The following is a 17,187-nucleotide window of genomic DNA, read 5'->3' as shown; positions in this document are numbered from 1 at the left end:
ATGCGTTCTCTAACCTTCCACCTGAAAATCCTGATCACCATTCTGGTGCTCCTGGGCGTTTCGGTTACGGCCTATCAGATTTTCGTGCTCGGCATACCGGTGACCGAAGATGCCACCGACGACCTGTGGAACATCGACGCCAAAGTCGAGTTCGTCGCCAGCACCAAGGATCCGGTGAAAGTCCAGATGTTCGTGCCGCCGCTGAGCCGCGATTACGTCAGCCTCAACGAAAGCTTTATCTCCAATAATTACGGCGTGGCGGTCAACCGCGTCGACGGCAACCGCAAGGTCACCTGGTCCGCGCGCCGGGCCAAGGGCAACCAGACGCTTTATTACCGTCTGGTGCTGACCAAACGCTATACCGCAGAAAAATCCAAGATCAAAGGCCCGACCTTCCGCGACAGCATCGCCATCGAAGGCCCGGAAAAAATCGCTGCCGAAGCCCTGCTCGCACCGATCCGCCAGCACTCGGCCGACGTCGAGACCTTCATCGGCGAAGCGATCAAACGCGTCAACAACGTCAACGACGACAACGTCAAACTGCTGCTGGCCGGCGATCCGTCGACGCCGCACAAGGCGAAGATCGTCGAACTGCTGTTGTCGATCGCCCACGTACCGGTAGAAAAAGTCCACACCATCCGCCTCGTTGCCGATCAACCGCAAACCCCGGAGTTGTGGCTGCGCAGCTTCAATGGCAACGACTGGCTGTACTTCAATCCGGAAACCGGTGAGCAAGGCCTGCCGACCGACCGTCTGCTGTGGTGGACCGGTGATGAAAACCTGATCACCGTCGACGGCGCGAAGAAAGCCAACGTGACCTTCAGCCTGAACAACAGCGAGATGAACGCGATTCGTCTGGCCAAGCTGACCGACGAAAACACCGATGCCAACTTCCTCGAATACTCGTTGTACGGCCTGCCGCTGCAGACCCAGCAGACGTTCATGATCATGGTGATGATCCCGATCGGCGTGCTGGTGATCCTGATCCTGCGCAACCTGATCGGCCTGCAAACCCTCGGCACCTTTACCCCGGTGCTGATCGCCCTGGCCTTCCGCGAAACGCAACTGGGCTTCGGCATCCTGCTGTTTACCGTGATCACCGCGCTGGGGCTGTCCTTACGGTCGTACCTGGAACACCTGAAGCTGCAGATGCTGCCGCGCCTGTCGGTGGTGTTGACCTTCGTGGTGGTGCTGATTGCCGCCATCAGCCTGTTCAGCCACAAGCTGGGGCTGGAGCGTGGCTTGTCGGTGGCGCTGTTCCCGATGGTGATTCTGACCATGACCATCGAACGCCTGTCGATCACCTGGGAAGAACGCGGCGCCAGCCATGCCATGAAAGTGGCGATCGGCACGCTGTTCGCGGCGTCCCTGGCGCACTTGATCATGACTGTGCCGGAGCTGGTGTACTTCGTGTTTACCTTCCCGGCGATCCTGCTGATTCTGGTCGGTTTCATGCTGGCGATGGGTCGCTATCGCGGTTACCGCCTGACCGAACTGGTGCGCTTCAAGGCTTTCCTGAAGAAGGCTGACGCCTGATGTTCGGTTTCTGGAAGACCTGGAAGGCTCTGGAGGCGCGGGGCATCATGGGCATCAATCGGCGTAACGCCGACTACGTGCTCAAGTACAACAAGCGCAGCCTGTACCCGATCGTCGATGACAAGATCATCACCAAGGAGCGCGCGATCGAGGCCGGCATTCATGTGCCGGAGCTGTATGGCGTGATCTCCACGGAGAAGGAAATCGACAAGCTCGACGCGATCATCGGCGGGCGCAACGATTTCGTGATCAAGCCGGCTCAAGGTGCGGGCGGTGACGGCATCATCGTCATCGCCGACCGCTTCGAAGGCCGCTATCGCACGGTCTCGGGCAAGATCCTTGCCCACGAAGAGCTCGAGCACCACATCTCAAGCATTCTCACCGGCCTGTATTCGCTGGGCGGTCACCGCGACCGTGCACTGATCGAATACCGGGTGACCCCGGATCAGATCTTCAAGAGCATCAGCTACGAAGGCGTGCCGGACATCCGCATCATCGTGTTGATGGGCTATCCAGTGATGGCCATGCTGCGCCTGCCAACCCGTCAGTCCGGCGGCAAGGCCAACCTGCACCAGGGCGCCATCGGCGTCGGTGTCGATCTCGCCACCGGCCTGACCCTGCGCGGTACCTGGCTGAACAACATCATCAACAAACACCCCGACACCACCAACGCGGTGGATGGCGTGCAACTGCCCTACTGGGACGGTTTCATGAAACTCGCCGCCGGCTGTTATGAACTGTGCGGCCTGGGCTACATCGGTGTGGACATGGTGCTGGACCAGGAAAAAGGCCCGCTGATTCTGGAGCTGAATGCGCGGCCGGGGCTGAATATCCAGATAGCCAACGACTGCGGGCTGACTCAGCGTACGCATGCGGTCGAGGCACATCTGGAGGCGCTGAAGGCGCGTGGTGTGACCGAGTCGGTTGAAGAGCGGGTGGCGTTTACTCAGGAAATGTTTGGGCATATTCCGGCGGTCGAGGGCTGATCCAGTACCGAGTCGCCGCCTTCGCGAGCAGGCTCGCTCCCACAGGAAATTGCGTTCCAATGTGGGAGCGAGCCTGCTCGCGAAGGCGGACTGCCGGTCACCGCAGGTTTCAACTCGGCCCCCAACCTGCCAATCCCCGACATCCCCTCTAGGAGCAATTCCCGCAGAGGACTACAATCCCCACCCCGCCTCGATGGCCGATCTGCCCCGCCCATGTTGACCTGTTCCGTACACCCGCTGCCCTACCGTGCCAACCCCGCCGATTACTTCGCGGCCATCCGCCATGCGCCCGGTGCGGTGCTGCTCGACAGCGGCCGGCCGAGTGCCGACCGTGGCCGTTATGACCTGCTCAGCGCCTGGCCGCTGGCACAACTGGCGGTGTTGCCTGATGAAAGCGGCGACGTATTCCTGCAACGCCTGCGGGATAATCTGACTCGCCTGGGCGAAGCGCAACTGCCTGCCGAATATGACCTGCCTTTCGCCGGCGGCCTGATCGGCTATCTGAGCTACGACTTCGGCCGACATCTGGAGAATCTGCCGAGCCTGGCCCGGGACGATCTGCAACTGCCCGACGCGCGGTTCGGCCTGTATGACTGGGCGCTGATCAGCGATCACCAGACCGCCACCAGTCAATTGGTGTTTCACCCGTCCCTGGCCGACAGCGAGCGGCAACGGCTGATCGCGCTGTTCAGCCAACCGACCTCAGCGCCTCTGATGCCGTTCAAGTTGCACACGCCGATGACTGCCGATCTTTCGCCGGACGACTATCGCCAGGCGCTGGAGCGCATTCATCAATACATCCAGGCCGGCGACTGTTATCAGGTCAACTTCGCCCAGCGTTTCCGCGCAACCTGCCAAGGCGATCCATGGCTGGCCTACTGCGCGTTGCGCGAGGCTTGCCCGACACCGTTTTCCGGTTTCCAGAGCCTGCCCGACGGCGACGCGGTGTTGAGTCTGTCGCCAGAGCGTTTCGTCAAAGTCAGCCAGCGCCAAGTGGAAACCCGCCCGATCAAAGGCACTCGGCCGCGCGGTCTGACGCCTGCCGAAGACGCGGCCAACGCCGCCGAACTGCTGGCCAGCCCCAAGGATCGCGCAGAAAACCTGATGATTGTCGACCTGCTGCGCAACGACCTCGGCCGCACCTGCCGCATCGGCTCGGTGCGGGTACCGGAGCTGTTCAGCCTGGAAAGCTATCCGAACGTGCATCACCTGGTCAGCAGCGTGACCGGGGAACTGGCGGATGACCGCGACGCACTCGACCTGATCGCCGGCAGCTTCCCCGGCGGCTCGATCACCGGCGCGCCGAAGATCCGCGCGATGCAGATCATCGACGAACTGGAGCCGACGCGACGCGGGTTGTATTGCGGCTCGCTGCTGTACCTGGACGTACGCGGCGAGATGGACAGCTCCATCGCGATTCGCAGTCTGTTGGTCAAGGATGGGCAGGTGTGTTGCTGGGGGGGTGGCGGGATCGTGGCTGATTCGGATTGGCAGGCGGAGTATCAGGAGTCGATTACCAAGGTCCGAATCCTCCTCGAAACCCTGCAAAACCTCTGAATGACGCAACCCCTGTAGGAGCTGCCGAAGGCTGCGATCTTTTGATCCTGTTTTTAAACAATCAAGATCAAAAGATCGCAGCCTTCGGCAGCTCCTACAGAGGGATTGAGGGTTACAGGGACAGGTCGCGGTTCGAAGCCTTGAGGAACTCCTGCTTCAACTCGGCAAACGTATGCACCGCCGGGAACTGCGGGAACTCGCGAATCACGTTGTCCGGCGCATGGAACAGAATCCCCGCGTCCGCCTCGCCGAGCATGCTCGTGTCGTTATACGAATCGCCCGCCGCAATCACTCGGTAGTACAGGCTCTTGAATGCCAGCACCGACTGACGCTTGGGGTCTTTCTGACGCAGTTGATAGCTGGTCACCCGCCCACTGTCATCAGTGATCAGGCGGTGGCAGAGCAAGGTCGGGAAGCCCAGTTGGCGCATCAGCGGCTGGGAGAATTCGTAAAAGGTGTCCGAGAGAATCACCACCTGAAAGCGCTCGCGCAGCCAGTCAACGAACTCCACCGCGCCATCCAGCGGCTTGAGGGTGGCGATCACTTCCTGAATGTCCGAGAGTTTCAGGCCGTGCTCGTCGAGGATGCGCAGACGCTGCTTCATCAGCACGTCATAATCGGGAATGTCCCGGGTGGTGGCCTTGAGGGATTCGATTCCGGTTTTTTCGGCGAAGGCGATCCAGATTTCGGGTACCAGTACCCCTTCAAGATCCAGGCAAGCAATTTCCACAAGACACTCCCGTTTGTAGTGATTATCGAGTCGAGCGAGCCCGAACTCTAGCGACTCCCCCGCGACCGCGCAACGCAGCGGGCGCCCCTTACTCCGCCGCTTTTTGTTACCATCGGCGCCATATAGAGCGCCCAGCGCCACCGACCTGTAGGAAGCCGCCCTGATGAGCCCAACGTTCGATGTCGTGGAACTCGCCACGACCTATGCCAACAAATCCGCCCAGGACATCCTGAAACTCGCGTTCGCCGGGTTCGGTGATGAACTGTGGATCTCCTTCAGTGGCGCCGAGGATGTGGTGCTGGTGGACATGGCCTGGAAGCTGAACAAGAACGTCAAGGTGTTCAGCCTCGATACCGGCCGCCTGCATCCGGAAACCTATCGCTTCATCGATCAGGTGCGCGAGCACTACAAGATCGACATCGAACTGGTGTCGCCGGACTACACGAAACTCGAACCGTTCGTGAAGGAAAAAGGCCTGTTCAGTTTCTACAAGGACGGTCATGGCGAATGCTGCGGCATCCGCAAGATCGAGCCGCTGCGCCGCAAACTGTCTGGCGTCAAAGCCTGGGCCACCGGCCAGCGCCGCGATCAGAGCCCGGGCACCCGCAGCGCCGTGGCGGTGCTGGAGATCGACACCGCGTTCTCCACGCCCGAACGCACCCTGTACAAATTCAACCCGCTGGCGCAAATGACCAGCGAAGAGATCTGGGGTTACATCCGCATGCTTGAGCTGCCCTACAACAGCCTGCATGAGCGCGGCTTCATCAGCATCGGCTGCGAACCGTGCACCCGCCCGGTCCTGCCGAACCAGCACGAACGCGAAGGCCGCTGGTGGTGGGAAGAAGCCACGCAGAAAGAGTGCGGGCTGCATGCGGGGAATATCATCAGCAAGGCGTAAATCTCTGCCTCAATGATGCCCCCTGTGGGAGCGAGCTTGCTCGCGAAAGCGTTCTGACAGTCACCGGATTTGTTGACTGGAAAGACGCCTTCGCGAGCAAGCTCGCTCCCTCATTTGCTTCGTGGTGCCATGAAAAAATGTGTACACACGATTGTCACCATCGGTGCCATTTATGTGTGCACTTTTTGCTTTCACGCCCTGAAAAGTTACATCCCTTGGCAAAGCGCCTCTGTCTTGCCACCTCCGCAAAATCCTCCGCAAAAAATAAATAGCTGTTCAATCGGTCAATTTATAACCAAATATTTTCAACCACTTAGCGCTTATCGATAACTTTTCGAAATGAGCGCAGCGCTCCATAGATCGCTAACTGGCACAGATCTGGCTTTGGTGCATACATGTTTTGTATACAAAACTGCAAAACATCTATCCACACTTTCGATCCGCAAGCCTGAAGCGCCCTATCCCGTACAGGCTGCAGATGCCCCGTAACCAGTGATGTCTGCTGGCCGCGACGAAGATTTGTCGAGCCCTGAGCTCATGCACAGTCATCGCGGCCCCGCCCATCAGGAGCCTGCCGGAATGCGTACAAGTCTCTCCAACAACATCGCGTTGAATCTGCCCGCCTCTGCCCTCGACCAGCCATCGCCCGACGCGGGTCTGGCCGACCCGTGTCAACTGAGCCCACGCCTGCACAACAGCGACCTCGCACCGACCCGGGCCGAAGGGCGGCGCTGGGGCAAGTACAGCATCTTCGCCCTGTGGACCAACGATGTGCACAACATCGCCAACTACTCGTTCGCCATCGGCCTGTATGCGTTGGGCCTGGGCGGCTGGCAGATTCTGTTGTCGCTGGGTATCGGTGCGGCGCTGGTGTACTTCTTCATGAACCTGTCCGGCTACATGGGGCAGAAAACCGGGGTGCCGTTTCCGGTGATCAGCCGGATCAGTTTCGGCATTCACGGCGCGCAGATTCCGGCGTTGATTCGCGCGGTGATCGCCATCGCCTGGTTCGGCATTCAGACGTATCTGGCGTCGGTGGTGTTTCGCGTGCTGCTGACGGCGATTCATCCCGGTTTCGCCGATTACGACCACAACTCGATCCTCGGCCTGTCGACCCTCGGCTGGGTGTGTTTTGTGGCGATCTGGTTCGTGCAGCTGGCGATCCTCGCTTACGGCATGGAAATGGTCCGTCGCTACGAAGCTTTTGCCGGCCCGGTGATTCTGCTGACCGTTGCGGCGCTCGCTGCGTGGATGTACACCCAGGCCAACGCGACCATTGCCTGGTCGATCCGCGACCCGCTGACCGGTGGCGAGATGTGGCGCAATATCTTTGCCGGCGGCGCCCTGTGGCTGGCGATCTACGGCACGCTGATCCTCAATTTCTGCGACTTCGCCCGCTCCTCGCCATGCCGCAAGACCATCAAGGTCGGCAATTTCTGGGGCCTGCCGGTGAATATTCTGGTGTTCGCTGCCATCACCGTCCTGCTCTGCGGTGCGCAATTTCAGATCAACGGGCGGATCATCGAAAGCCCGACCGAAATCATCGCCTCGATTCCAAATACGTTCTTTCTGGTGCTCGGTTGCCTGGCGTTCCTGATCGTCACCGTTGCGGTGAACATCATGGCCAACTTCGTCGCCCCGGCCTTCGTCCTCAGCAACCTGGCGCCGAAGTACCTGACCTTCCGCCGCGCCGGGCTGATCAGCGCGACCATCGCCGTGCTGATCCTGCCGTGGAACCTCTACAACAGCCCGCTGGTGATCGTGTATTTCCTCTCAGGTCTCGGCGCCCTGCTCGGCCCGCTGTACGGGGTGATCATGGTCGACTACTGGCTGATCCGCAAAGGCCGGATCAACGTCCCGCAGTTGTACAGCGAAGATCCCAACGGCGCTTATTACTACAGCCACGGAGTGAATTTCCGCGCGGTGGCGGCGTTCATTCCAGCAGCGTTGATCGCCATTGTCCTGGCGCTGGTGCCGGGTTTCCACAGCATTTCGCCGTTCTCCTGGCTGGTGGGTGCCGGCATTGCCGCGATGCTCTATCTGATCATCGCCAAACGTCAGCCGCACTACGCCGACGTCAGCGGCGAATCGATCGCCGTCGACAACGTCAGCCATTAACTTCCTTGCGGCCCGGGTTTGGGCCGCTGAACTGCCCGCAATAAGGACTTCTCATGCGTATTCTTGTGGTCAACGTCAACACCACCGAATCCATCACCCAGGCCATCGCCCGCTCGGCGCAGACGGTCGCGTCTCCCGGCACGGAAATCGTCGGCTTGACGCCGTTCTTCGGCGCCGACTCGGTGGAAGGCAATTTCGAAAGTTATCTGGCGGCCATCGCCGTGATGGATCGGGTGATGTCCTACGACCAGCCTTTCGACGCGGTGATTCAAGCGGGTTACGGCGAACACGGTCGCGAAGGTTTGCAGGAACTGCTCAACGTGCCGGTGGTGGACATCACCGACGCCGCCGCCAGCACTGCGATGTTTCTCGGCCACGCCTATTCGGTGGTCACGACGCTGGATCGCACTGTGCCGCTGATCGAGGATCGGCTGAAACTGTCCGGCTTGTGGGATCGCTGTGCATCGGTGCGGGCCAGCGGTCTGGCGGTGCTGGAACTGGAGCACGAGCCACAACGGGCGCTGGAAGCCATCGTGCAACAGGCGGAACTGGCAGTCACCCAGGACAAGGCCGAAGTGATTTGCCTGGGTTGCGGCGGCATGGCCGGGCTGGACGAACAGATCCGCCGCCGTACCGGGGTACCGGTGGTGGATGGCGTGACGGCGGCGGTGACCATTGCTGAATCGCTGGTGCGACTGGGGTTGTCGACGTCCAAGGTGCGGACTTATGCGACGCCCCGGCCGAAGCAGATCATAGGCTGGGCGGAGCGGTTTGCCCGGTAGACCGCGTTATCGTTCATCGCGGGCAAGCCTCGCGCCCACAGGTTTCGCGTTGTATCACCATCATGTGAACGACGAAGAACCTGTGGGAGCGTGGCTTGCCCGCGATGGCCACACCTCGGTCCCAAAGTCCTGCTCAAACAGCACTGAACCGCCGAGCCAACCCCTGCTGCGCAAACTGCTCAATCACAAAATCGACAAACGCCCGAGTCTTGCCTGGCAACAATTTATGCTCGGCGTAGTAGATCGAAATGTTGCCGTCATCGATGTACCAGTCCGGCAGTACGCGCTGCAATGTGCCAGCCTCCAGATACCCCACGGCAAACGGCATGCTAACCAGCGCGATCCCCAGCCCCTGCGCTGCCGTGGCGCAGGCGGCTTCGGAGTCGCTCATGGTCATTCGCGTCTTCAGGGTCAAGGGCTGACAGAGCTGACTGCCGCTACTGATCAACTGCCAGGAGCGCACACGACCGGTTTGCGGCGAACGAATCAGGATGCCATCGTGACGTTGCAGATCGTCCGGTTCGGCAATCGCCTCGTGCTTTTGCAAGTAGTCAGCAGACGCCACCAACACACGATGCGCGGGTGCCAATCTGCGTGCGACCACGCCTTGGGGCAATTCAAAGCCCCCGCCAATCGCCGCATCGAAACCCTGCCCAATCAAGTCGACCTGACGGTTATCAAAATGCCAGTCAGGGTTGATCGCCGGAAACCGACGTAAAAACTCTTGCAGCAACGGCACGATGTACAAACGCCCGAATACCGTGCCCATGCTGACTTTCAACGTCCCCGCCGGCAGTCCTTCCACACTCGACAGATTGGCCACCGCATTCTGAATCGTCGTCAGACTGCCACTGACCTGACTCAAAAACAGCTGGCCGGCCTCGGTCAGGGTCAGGCTGCGTGTACTACGCTGGAACAGCCGTACACCGAGCCGCACCTCGAGCTTCGCCACACTCTTGCCGACGGCGGCCGGGGTCAGGCTCAAGCGCCGGGCGGCTTCGGCAAAGCTGCCGACTTCGGCGCTGCGCACGAAGCATTCGATACTGCTGAAAGTTTCCATGATCGCCACTATAAACTTCTGGTTTACACAGACTATAGCAATCATGGTCTACACGGTTGTCGATGCGAGGCCGATACTCGGCTCCAACAACAAGGCACCCCGCCTTGAATTTTCTGGAGATCGAACATGACCACTCAACACCTCAGCGGCAAAGTCGCTCTGATTCAAGGCGGTTCCCGTGGTATCGGCGCCGCCATCGTCAAACGTCTGGCCGCCGAAGGCGCCGCTGTCGCCTTCACCTACGTCAGCTCCACCGCCAAGGCCGAAGAGTTGCAGCACAGCATCACCGCCAACGGCGGCAAAGCGTTGGCGATCAAGGCCGACAGCGCCGACGAAGGTGCTATCCGCAACGCCGTCAGCGCCACCGTCGAAGCCTTTGGCCGCCTGGATATTCTGGTGAACAACGCCGGCGTCCTGGCCATCGCGCCGCTGGAAGACTTCAAACTGGAAGACTTCGACCAGACGCTGGCGATCAACGTACGCAGCGTGTTCATCGCGTCTCAGGAAGCCGCCAAGCACATGAGCGAAGGCTCGCGCATCGTCAACATCGGCAGCACCAACGCTGACCGCATGCCCTTCGGCGGTGGCGGTGTGTACGCGATGAGCAAATCAGCACTGGTCGGTCTGACCAAAGGCCTGGCCCGCGACCTCGGCCCGCGCGGCATCACCATCAACAACGTGCAACCCGGCCCGGTCGACACCGACATGAACCCCGCGCACGGTGATTTCGCTGAAAGCCTGATCCCGCTGATGGCGGTGGGCCGTTACGGCACTGCCGATGAAATCGCCGGTTTCGTCGCCTATCTGGTGGGCCCGGAAGCCGGTTACATCACCGGTGCCAGCCTGACCATCGACGGTGGTTTCGGCGCCTGATTGCGCTGAATCCCGGATACAAAAAACGCCGCACCTCTTTGCAGAGGGCGGCGTTTTTTATCGGCGCTTATTGGCTGATCAAGCCCACTCCAGCGCCGGCAAACCGCAGGCACTCGGGGTGAACGCCTTGAGCGTGCGCAGAATCCCGTCGGCGTGAGCGTATTTTTCATCAGCCATGGCCGCGTCGGGGATCGCGATGGCCGTCATCCCCGCCGCTTTCGCCGCGGTAACGCCAAATGGTGAATCCTCGAACACCAGGCAATCCTCAGGCGCGACACCCAGACGCCGGGCCGCAGTGAGGAAGATGTCCGGCGCTGGCTTGGCTGCGCCGACTTCCGGGTCGTCCGCCGTCACAATGAAGTCGAACAGCGCAAACCAGTCGCGGTGCAAGGTGGTTTTCTGGCCGAACGACTGCCGCGACGAACTGGTGCCCACGGCGATCGGAATGTTGTGTGCCTTGAGGTGGCGAATCAGCTCCTCCGCGCCCGGCATCGCCTGGGCCCTGGGAAAGCGTTCACGCATCAGCGGCTCGCGGATCACCAGAAACTCTTCAGCGCTGATCGGCAGATCCAGCGCCTGCACCACGTAGTTCGCCAAGTCATTGGCGCCGCGACCGATGATGTTCTGTTTAACGCTCCAGTCGAAGGTCCGCCCATAGCGCTCGGCAATGAGCGAGGTGACCTCGGTGTAGATGCCTTCGGTGTCCAGCAGCAAACCGTCCATGTCGAAAATCACGGCCTTGATCGGGCCAAACGTCTTCATCGGTGCATTCATCATCGGATCCGTTATCAAAAACATCCCGGGCGGCCCAGCTGGCGCCGCTGCTTGGATCTGATTAATGGGTTCAGCAGCATAGCGAGGCCAGCAGAGATTGAGCAACGGGCAATGTTTACGATCTGCGGAATGACTCGCTGATGTTTAGCGAAATGCCCTACAGATAACGCCTGATTTCCCGATTTTTTTACCTCGTGATCCCCGCAAAGTCCGCGCACTTTTTTCGAGTGCGCGACTGAGAAGCCGAGCTATTCCTCATTGGAAAGGCAAGCAATCACTGCTCGTCCTCCTCCTCTTCATAATCGTCCAAAGCCTCATCCGCATCATTCAACGGCACCGTCGCATCATCCATCAGCGACCCCGGATCCTCGTTCCCAGGATCATTGATAAACGGCAGACCGCTCGGGCCTTTTTCTTCCTTGCCTTCGGTTTCGGGCGTCATGGCAAACCTCTACGTCTGGTGGGTTGTATAACGTTCGAAAAGCCCTACAGCCAATCGTTCCAGTGTCCGACCGCCAGACACGAAAAACCCGGCACCAGGCCGGGTTTCCTTTCGAATATTCAATCAATGATGGCGGTTTTTGTGTTTGTACTTGTTGTGCTTGTGACCCCCGCCGGAATGCCCGCTTCCACCGTCGTCACCCAGGTTGTTGCCCACCGCACCACCCGCTGCACCGCCCAAACCGGCACCGATGGCGGAGCCGGTGGAGCCGCCCAGACTATTACCAACCACCGAGCCGCCGGCGGCGCCGAGACCACCGCCGATGGCGGCTTCGGTGCGATTGTGTTTATTTGCTCCGACCGCGCTGCCCGCCGCGCCACCGACGCCCGCGCCAACCGCGGCACCGGTGCTGCCGCCGAGCTGGCCACCGACCACGTTACCGAGCACACCGCCCAGTCCGCCACCGACGGCGGCGCTACCATCGCCGGCGGCCATCGCACCTTGGGCGACCAGTAATCCGAAAAACAGTGCAGATAATGACAAACGCATTTGAACCTCACAGTTCCCGAATCGGGACGGTATGCCCACAGGGCCTATGTCAGATTGGAGACATTTTTCGGAAAAACGTTCAGCCATGAAAAAGCCCGGCGTCGAGCCGGGCTTTTTCTGACAAACGTTCGCAATCAGTGACGCTTGTGACCTTTGGACAGGTTGGCGCCGACGGCACCACCGGCCGCGCCACCCAGGCCGGCGCCAATGGTCGCGCCATTTCGGCCGCCCAGGCTGTTGCCGATCACCGAACCACCGGCCGCGCCGACACCACCGCCGATAGCCGCCTTGGTGCGGCTGCCTTTGCCGGCGGCCATCGCACTGCCGGCCGCGCCTGCAACACCGGCACCAATCGCCGCGCCGGTGCTGCCGCCCATTTTCTGGCCGACCACATTACCCAGCGCGCCACCCAGACCGCCGCCGAGTGCCGCAGTGCCTTCACCAGCCACCGCACCTTGAGCAACCAGAAGCCCCAGAACCAGAGCGGGCAATGTTAGACGCATGACAAAAACCTCAAAAATAGGGAGATCAAAAGGGGCCGAGATTGAAAGCTGCCGACGCGCTGAAGTCTAGAAAAATCAGCTGCCGCCGAGCACTTGGCGCCGATTGGACAGCGATTTGGCAAAAGGTTTTATCGCAGGCAAAAAAAAGCCCGCTGGGGAGACGGGCTGGAGACTTGCTTTCTAACGGATGGCTTCACCCTACGTCCGTGGACGTGAAAAGTTTGTGAAAAAAAACCGAATCTGCCCGATCACTTGTAGGAGATTTCCTTTCATAAACATCAGGCATAAAAAACCCCGTTCATAGACGGGGTTGTTTGGTCTCACCTTACTTTCTTGACCGGGCCGAAACCTTCGGAAGGAATTTGGCTTTCGGCCCCTTGGGCACGGTGGACTTGATCTTGCCGGTCTGCACCGGGTCCTCGCCAAAGCCCGATTGATACTCCGTCTGGCCGCAACGGACACAGTTATTGAATGAAAACTCAGCTCCATCGTCTTCGATATACGGATCAGTCATAGCCTCTCCCCTTTGCAATAGATCGACACTGGCAAAGCCCTTTTGCCCGAAAAAATATCGACCTCCAAGGCTTTTGAGACTAGTCGGTCATTACTGGACTTGCGGTTCAGTTCGACCGATGCCCGACGAATGGCCTACACCTCTTCAACATCCCATTACCCGAAGACGCCCTGAAGCTTGTGGGATCCAAGCCATGGCGCTGACCTGCACAACCTCAACGCAACTTGACCGCTGTGCCGGTCGCGAACACCACAACCATGCCGCCCTTGCCCGCCGGCATACTGATCTCGAAATCCAGCCCGACCACCGCATCCGCCTGCAACGCTCGAGCCCGCTCCTTGATCTCGTCCGTCGCCTGAACCCGCGCCTCTTTCAACGCCCGCTCCAGCGTCTGCGAGCGCCCACCGAAAAAGTCGCGCATGCCGGCAAACAGGTCACGAATCACATTGACGCCCTGCACCGACTCCGCGCTGACAATGTCCAGGTACGCGGTGATCTGGCGGCCTTCGATGGCGTGGGTGGTGGAGATGATCATGGGAACCGTCCTTTTTCAGCGGATAAAGTGGCGATTGTAATGTGCTATGGCCATCCTGGCCGAGCACTGCCAGCGCAACTTGCGCGGCGGATTAAAATCCAGACGCCAGAAACCACAAAACCCCTGATCTCTTTCGAAATCAGGGGTTTTGTGTATTGAATGTGGCGGTGAAGGAGAGATTCGAACTCTCGATACAGTTTCCTGTATACACACTTTCCAGGCGTGCTCCTTAAGCCACTCGGACACTTCACCGTATCTCTTCAAACATGTTCTGTCTGTCGAGGCGCGCTAATGTAGTCGAAAGCTTTTCTGATGGCAAACTTTTTTTCAGAATTTTCATGCGCTTAAGGCATAAAGGCGTTTCGACCCACCCTGGGCGATGGCAAACCGGACAATCTCTGGTGACGGCCACCCTTTTATATAGAAGCAGAACGGTGTGCTACGCCGGGCGCGGCCGGAAACGGTGACTGGCGGGTCAGTCACGGCGCTTTACCTGGCCTGCGGCGGTGGGTAACGTCTGCCCATCTTTCTTACAAGGAATAGCGTCATGAGTGAGTTGATTGCCTACCACCTCGAAGACGGTATCGCGACCCTGACCTTGAACAACGGCAAGGTCAATGCCATTTCCCCGGACGTGATTGCGGCGTTCAACGCGGCGCTGGATCAGGCGAAGACTGATCGTGCCATCGTGATCATTACCGGTCAGCCGGGAATTCTGTCGGGCGGCTACGACTTGAAGGTGATGACCGCCGGGCCTAAAGAAGCCGTGGCACTGGTCACTGCTGGCTCGACCCTCGCCCGCCGCCTGCTCTCTCATCCGTTCCCGGTGATTGTCGCCTGCCCTGGTCACGCTGTGGCCAAAGGCGCGTTCCTGCTGTTGTCTGCCGATTACCGCATCGGCGTCGGTGGCCCGTTCAGCATCGGCCTGAACGAAGTGCAGATCGGCATGACCATGCACCACGCCGGCATTGAGCTGGCCCGTGATCGCCTGCGTCGCTCGGCGTTCCACCGTTCGGTGATCAACGGCGAGATGTTTGATCCGAAAAGCGCGGTGGATGCCGGTTTCCTCGACAAGGTGGTGGCTGCCGAAGAGCTGCAAGGTGCAGCCCTGGCAGCGGCGCGTCAGCTGAAGAAGATCAACATGAACGCGCACAAGAACACCAAGCTCAAAGTGCGCAAGGCACTGCTCGAAGCCCTCGACAACGCGATCATTCAGGATCAGGAGCATCTGGGTTAAACCCACGCTTCCCGAGCCGAAGAAAAGCCCGACCGTCGTGTCGGGCTTTTTCTTGCGCGTTCGGTTGGTCATCTGCCGACAGCTCTAGGACGCGTCTGACGATCAACTTGGAAACATGCGCTTAAACATCGCCTATCTCCGGACTCTATAGCAGCAATTGCCGAAAACAGTGCACATCCGTACACTGCGCCACCTTTTGTCCCGGTGGGGCCTGAAAATGCTGTTTGTGTTTCGTATGTTATTGATGGGCCTGCACTTTATTCTGGCCGGCGTGTTGGGGGTGATCCTCGGGCTGTGCCGTCCGTTCAATCCGGACAACAGCCGACTGTGCGCCCGCCTCTACGCGCTACCGGCCATGTGTATTTTGCGTTTGCGTGTGAAGGCTGAAGTCGGCCCGTTGATGAACAAGCCCGACAGCTGCGTGATCGTGGCCAACCATCAGTCCAACTACGACCTGTTCGTGTTCGGCAACGTGGTACCCCGCCGGACTGTGTGCATCGGCAAGAAGAGCCTGAAATGGGTGCCGCTGTTCGGGCAACTGTTCTGGCTGGCAGGCAACGTGTTGATCGATCGCGGGAACGCGCACAAGGCGCGCAAGTCGATGCTCACCACCACCCACACCTTGCAACACGAAGACACGTCGATCTGGGTGTTCCCGGAAGGCACGCGCAACCTCGGTGAAGAACTGCTGCCATTCAAGAAAGGCGCGTTCCAGATGGCGATCGCCGCCGGTGTGCCGATTGTGCCGGTGTGCGTCAGCAGCTACATCAAGCACATGCGCCTGAACCGCTGGCGCAGCGGGAAAATTCTCATACGCTCGCTGCCGGCGATTCCTACAGCCGGGCTGACCATGGATGACATGCCCATGCTCATGTCCCAATGCCGCGAACAGATGCGCGAGTGCATCGCCGCGATGGATCAGCAGCTGCAAGCTGCGTGAAAAACCAACCCGCCTCGTGCGGGTTTTCTTTTGCCGGGTGAACTGTGCAGATTTCACTGACTCTCAAGCAGCGACACGGCTAAGCTGAAGCCTTGTATTCCCTGCCATCTGCCAAGAAGAAGTGAACCACCACCATGGGTCGAGTTGTTGCTGCTGCGGTTTACAGCGCCGGTAAGAAAGTCACCAATATCACGCTTGACGAAGGCGCCGCCTGGGCCGCAAAACCGGGCATTTTGTCTGGATCGGCCTGGAAGAGCCGGACGCTCAGGAGCTGGCCAATCTGCAACGCCAGTTCAACCTGCACGAACTGGCCATCGAAGATGCCCTGGAAAAACACAGCCGGCCAAAGCTGGAAACCTTTGGTGACGCCTTGTTTATCGTCACCTACTCGCCGATCCGCGAGCATGGGATTTTGCAGTTCATCGAAACGCATATCTTCGCTGGCAAGGGCTACATCATCACCGCCCGCAACGGCCACTCGGCGTCCTATGCGCATGTCCGCCAGCGCTGTGAGGCGCGGCCGCTGTTGCTCGAGCACGGCGAAGATTTCGTCCTCTATGCACTGCTGGATTTCGTGATCGAAAACTACCAGCCAGTCGGCGAAGCGATTCATGCCGAGATTGATGAATTGGAGCGCAACGTGCTGTGCAGTGCGTTGAACGAGCATGACATCCAGAAACTTCACGGCCTGCGCCGCGATGTGTTGCGCCTGCGCCGTTATGCAGCGCCGATGGTAGAGATCGGCGAGGAGCTGCAGAAACTGAGTTTCCCGTTCATCGACAAGAACATGCGCCCGTACTTCCGCGATGTGCAGATTCACGTCACGCGGCAGATGGAAGACCTGACGACGCTGGCGGACATTGCCAGTCAGACCATCGAGATCGGCGTGTTGCTGGAGGCGTCACGGCAAAGTGTGGTGCAACGCAAATTTGCTGCGTGGGCGGCGATTCTGGCGTTCCCGACGGCGGTGGCGGGAATTTACGGGATGAACTTCCAGAACATGCCGGAGCTGAGCTGGCATTACGGCTATTTCGCCGTGCTGGGGTTTATCACGGTGGGGTGCGTGAGTTTGTGGGCGAGTTTCAAGAGGTCGGGGTGGTTGTAGGGAAGCAAAAGCAAAAGATCGCAGCCTGCGGCAGCTCCTACATTGGGA

The 17,187-nt window shown here is 59.6% G+C and carries 17 protein-coding genes, 1 tRNA gene and 1 pseudogene; 10 read left to right on the top strand and 9 right to left on the bottom strand.

The window, feature by feature from the left end:
- The 3 genes from rloB (at position 1) to pabB (ending at position 4,079) form a co-directional block, all read left to right on the top strand.
- Positions 1-1,536, top strand: coding sequence for an osmotic stress tolerance membrane protein RloB (gene rloB, locus ACYZUM_RS05595; protein WP_041067624.1), 1,536 nt, complete (start codon positions 1-3; stop codon positions 1,534-1,536).
- Positions 1,536-2,522 (top strand): alpha-L-glutamate ligase-like protein, encoded by a 987-nt coding sequence (locus ACYZUM_RS05590; protein ID WP_108182146.1) that lies wholly within the window; start codon positions 1,536-1,538, stop codon positions 2,520-2,522. Before rloB ends, ACYZUM_RS05590 begins: the two co-directional genes overlap by 1 nt.
- A gap of 213 nt (positions 2,523-2,735) precedes the next feature.
- On the top strand, positions 2,736-4,079 hold the full coding sequence (gene pabB / locus ACYZUM_RS05585) for an aminodeoxychorismate synthase component I (protein ID WP_108182145.1): 1,344 nt from the start codon (positions 2,736-2,738) through the stop codon (positions 4,077-4,079).
- Positions 4,080-4,191: 112 nt separating this feature from the next.
- Here the strand turns inward: pabB and thrH are convergent, their stop codons facing one another.
- Positions 4,192-4,809: a bifunctional phosphoserine phosphatase/homoserine phosphotransferase ThrH gene (gene thrH / locus ACYZUM_RS05580; protein ID WP_041067615.1), complete on the bottom strand. Its 618-nt coding sequence runs from the start codon at positions 4,807-4,809 to the stop codon at positions 4,192-4,194.
- 163 nt (positions 4,810-4,972) lie between these two features.
- On the opposite strand from thrH, the gene ACYZUM_RS05575 reads away from it, so the two are divergent.
- The 3 genes from ACYZUM_RS05575 (at position 4,973) to ACYZUM_RS05565 (ending at position 8,607) form a co-directional block, all read left to right on the top strand.
- Entirely contained in the window at positions 4,973-5,707 is a 735-nt protein-coding gene (locus tag ACYZUM_RS05575) for a phosphoadenylyl-sulfate reductase (protein ID WP_108182144.1), read from the top strand.
- Between the two features lie 579 nt (positions 5,708-6,286).
- Positions 6,287-7,825, top strand: a complete 1,539-nt coding sequence (locus tag ACYZUM_RS05570) for an NCS1 family nucleobase:cation symporter-1 (RefSeq protein WP_108182143.1) — start codon at positions 6,287-6,289, stop codon at positions 7,823-7,825.
- Positions 7,826-7,878: 53 nt separating this feature from the next.
- Positions 7,879-8,607 carry an aspartate/glutamate racemase family protein gene (locus ACYZUM_RS05565; protein WP_041067608.1) on the top strand — a complete coding sequence of 243 codons (729 nt, stop codon included), beginning with the start codon at positions 7,879-7,881 and terminating at the stop codon, positions 8,605-8,607.
- A 133-nt stretch (positions 8,608-8,740) separates the two neighbouring features.
- On the opposite strand, the gene ACYZUM_RS05560 is transcribed toward ACYZUM_RS05565, so the two are convergent.
- A complete protein-coding gene (locus ACYZUM_RS05560; protein WP_041067885.1) occupies positions 8,741-9,667 on the bottom strand; it encodes a LysR family transcriptional regulator in 927 nt (308 codons plus the stop codon).
- Between the two features lie 126 nt (positions 9,668-9,793).
- On the opposite strand from ACYZUM_RS05560, the gene ACYZUM_RS05555 reads away from it, so the two are divergent.
- Positions 9,794-10,540 (top strand): 3-oxoacyl-ACP reductase family protein, encoded by a 747-nt coding sequence (locus ACYZUM_RS05555; protein ID WP_086794940.1) that lies wholly within the window; start codon positions 9,794-9,796, stop codon positions 10,538-10,540.
- Positions 10,541-10,618: 78 nt separating this feature from the next.
- Here ACYZUM_RS05555 and ACYZUM_RS05550 read toward each other — a convergent pair whose 3' ends face one another.
- The 7 genes from ACYZUM_RS05550 to ACYZUM_RS05520 all read right to left on the bottom strand — a co-directional run bounded on the left by ACYZUM_RS05550 (position 10,619) and on the right by ACYZUM_RS05520 (position 14,109).
- A complete protein-coding gene (locus ACYZUM_RS05550; protein ID WP_108182142.1) occupies positions 10,619-11,314 on the bottom strand; it encodes an HAD-IA family hydrolase in 696 nt (231 codons plus the stop codon).
- Positions 11,315-11,588: 274 nt separating this feature from the next.
- Positions 11,589-11,756 carry a hypothetical protein gene (locus ACYZUM_RS05545; protein WP_174377150.1) on the bottom strand — a complete coding sequence of 56 codons (168 nt, stop codon included), beginning with the start codon at positions 11,754-11,756 and terminating at the stop codon, positions 11,589-11,591.
- A 123-nt stretch (positions 11,757-11,879) separates the two neighbouring features.
- Positions 11,880-12,305, bottom strand: a complete 426-nt coding sequence (locus tag ACYZUM_RS05540) for a YMGG-like glycine zipper-containing protein (protein WP_041067599.1) — start codon at positions 12,303-12,305, stop codon at positions 11,880-11,882.
- A 134-nt stretch (positions 12,306-12,439) separates the two neighbouring features.
- Positions 12,440-12,808, bottom strand: a complete 369-nt coding sequence (locus tag ACYZUM_RS05535; protein WP_007960728.1) for a glycine zipper domain-containing protein — start codon at positions 12,806-12,808, stop codon at positions 12,440-12,442.
- A 325-nt stretch (positions 12,809-13,133) separates the two neighbouring features.
- Entirely contained in the window at positions 13,134-13,322 is a 189-nt protein-coding gene (locus ACYZUM_RS05530) for a hypothetical protein (RefSeq protein ID WP_108182141.1), read from the bottom strand.
- A 214-nt stretch (positions 13,323-13,536) separates the two neighbouring features.
- A complete protein-coding gene (locus tag ACYZUM_RS05525) occupies positions 13,537-13,857 on the bottom strand; it encodes a YbjQ family protein (RefSeq protein ID WP_007960724.1) in 321 nt (106 codons plus the stop codon).
- Between the two features lie 162 nt (positions 13,858-14,019).
- A tRNA-Ser gene (locus ACYZUM_RS05520) sits at positions 14,020-14,109 on the bottom strand.
- 295 nt (positions 14,110-14,404) lie between these two features.
- Between ACYZUM_RS05520 and ACYZUM_RS05515 the strand changes: the two genes are divergently transcribed.
- From ACYZUM_RS05515 to ACYZUM_RS05505, 3 genes and pseudogenes are all read left to right on the top strand, one after another.
- Positions 14,405-15,094, top strand: coding sequence for a crotonase/enoyl-CoA hydratase family protein (locus ACYZUM_RS05515; RefSeq protein ID WP_108182140.1), 690 nt, complete (start codon positions 14,405-14,407; stop codon positions 15,092-15,094).
- A gap of 217 nt (positions 15,095-15,311) precedes the next feature.
- On the top strand, positions 15,312-16,034 hold the full coding sequence (locus tag ACYZUM_RS05510) for a 1-acylglycerol-3-phosphate O-acyltransferase (protein WP_108182139.1): 723 nt from the start codon (positions 15,312-15,314) through the stop codon (positions 16,032-16,034).
- Positions 16,035-16,168: 134 nt separating this feature from the next.
- A pseudogene (locus tag ACYZUM_RS05505) lies at positions 16,169-17,139 on the top strand (magnesium and cobalt transport protein CorA).
- Positions 17,140-17,187: the final 48 nt, after the last annotated feature.

The sequence above is a fragment of the Pseudomonas sp. m6p genome (genome assembly GCF_055760375.1).
Note: the sequence above shows the minus strand (reverse complement) of the source record. Positions and strands in the feature narration are given on the sequence as shown.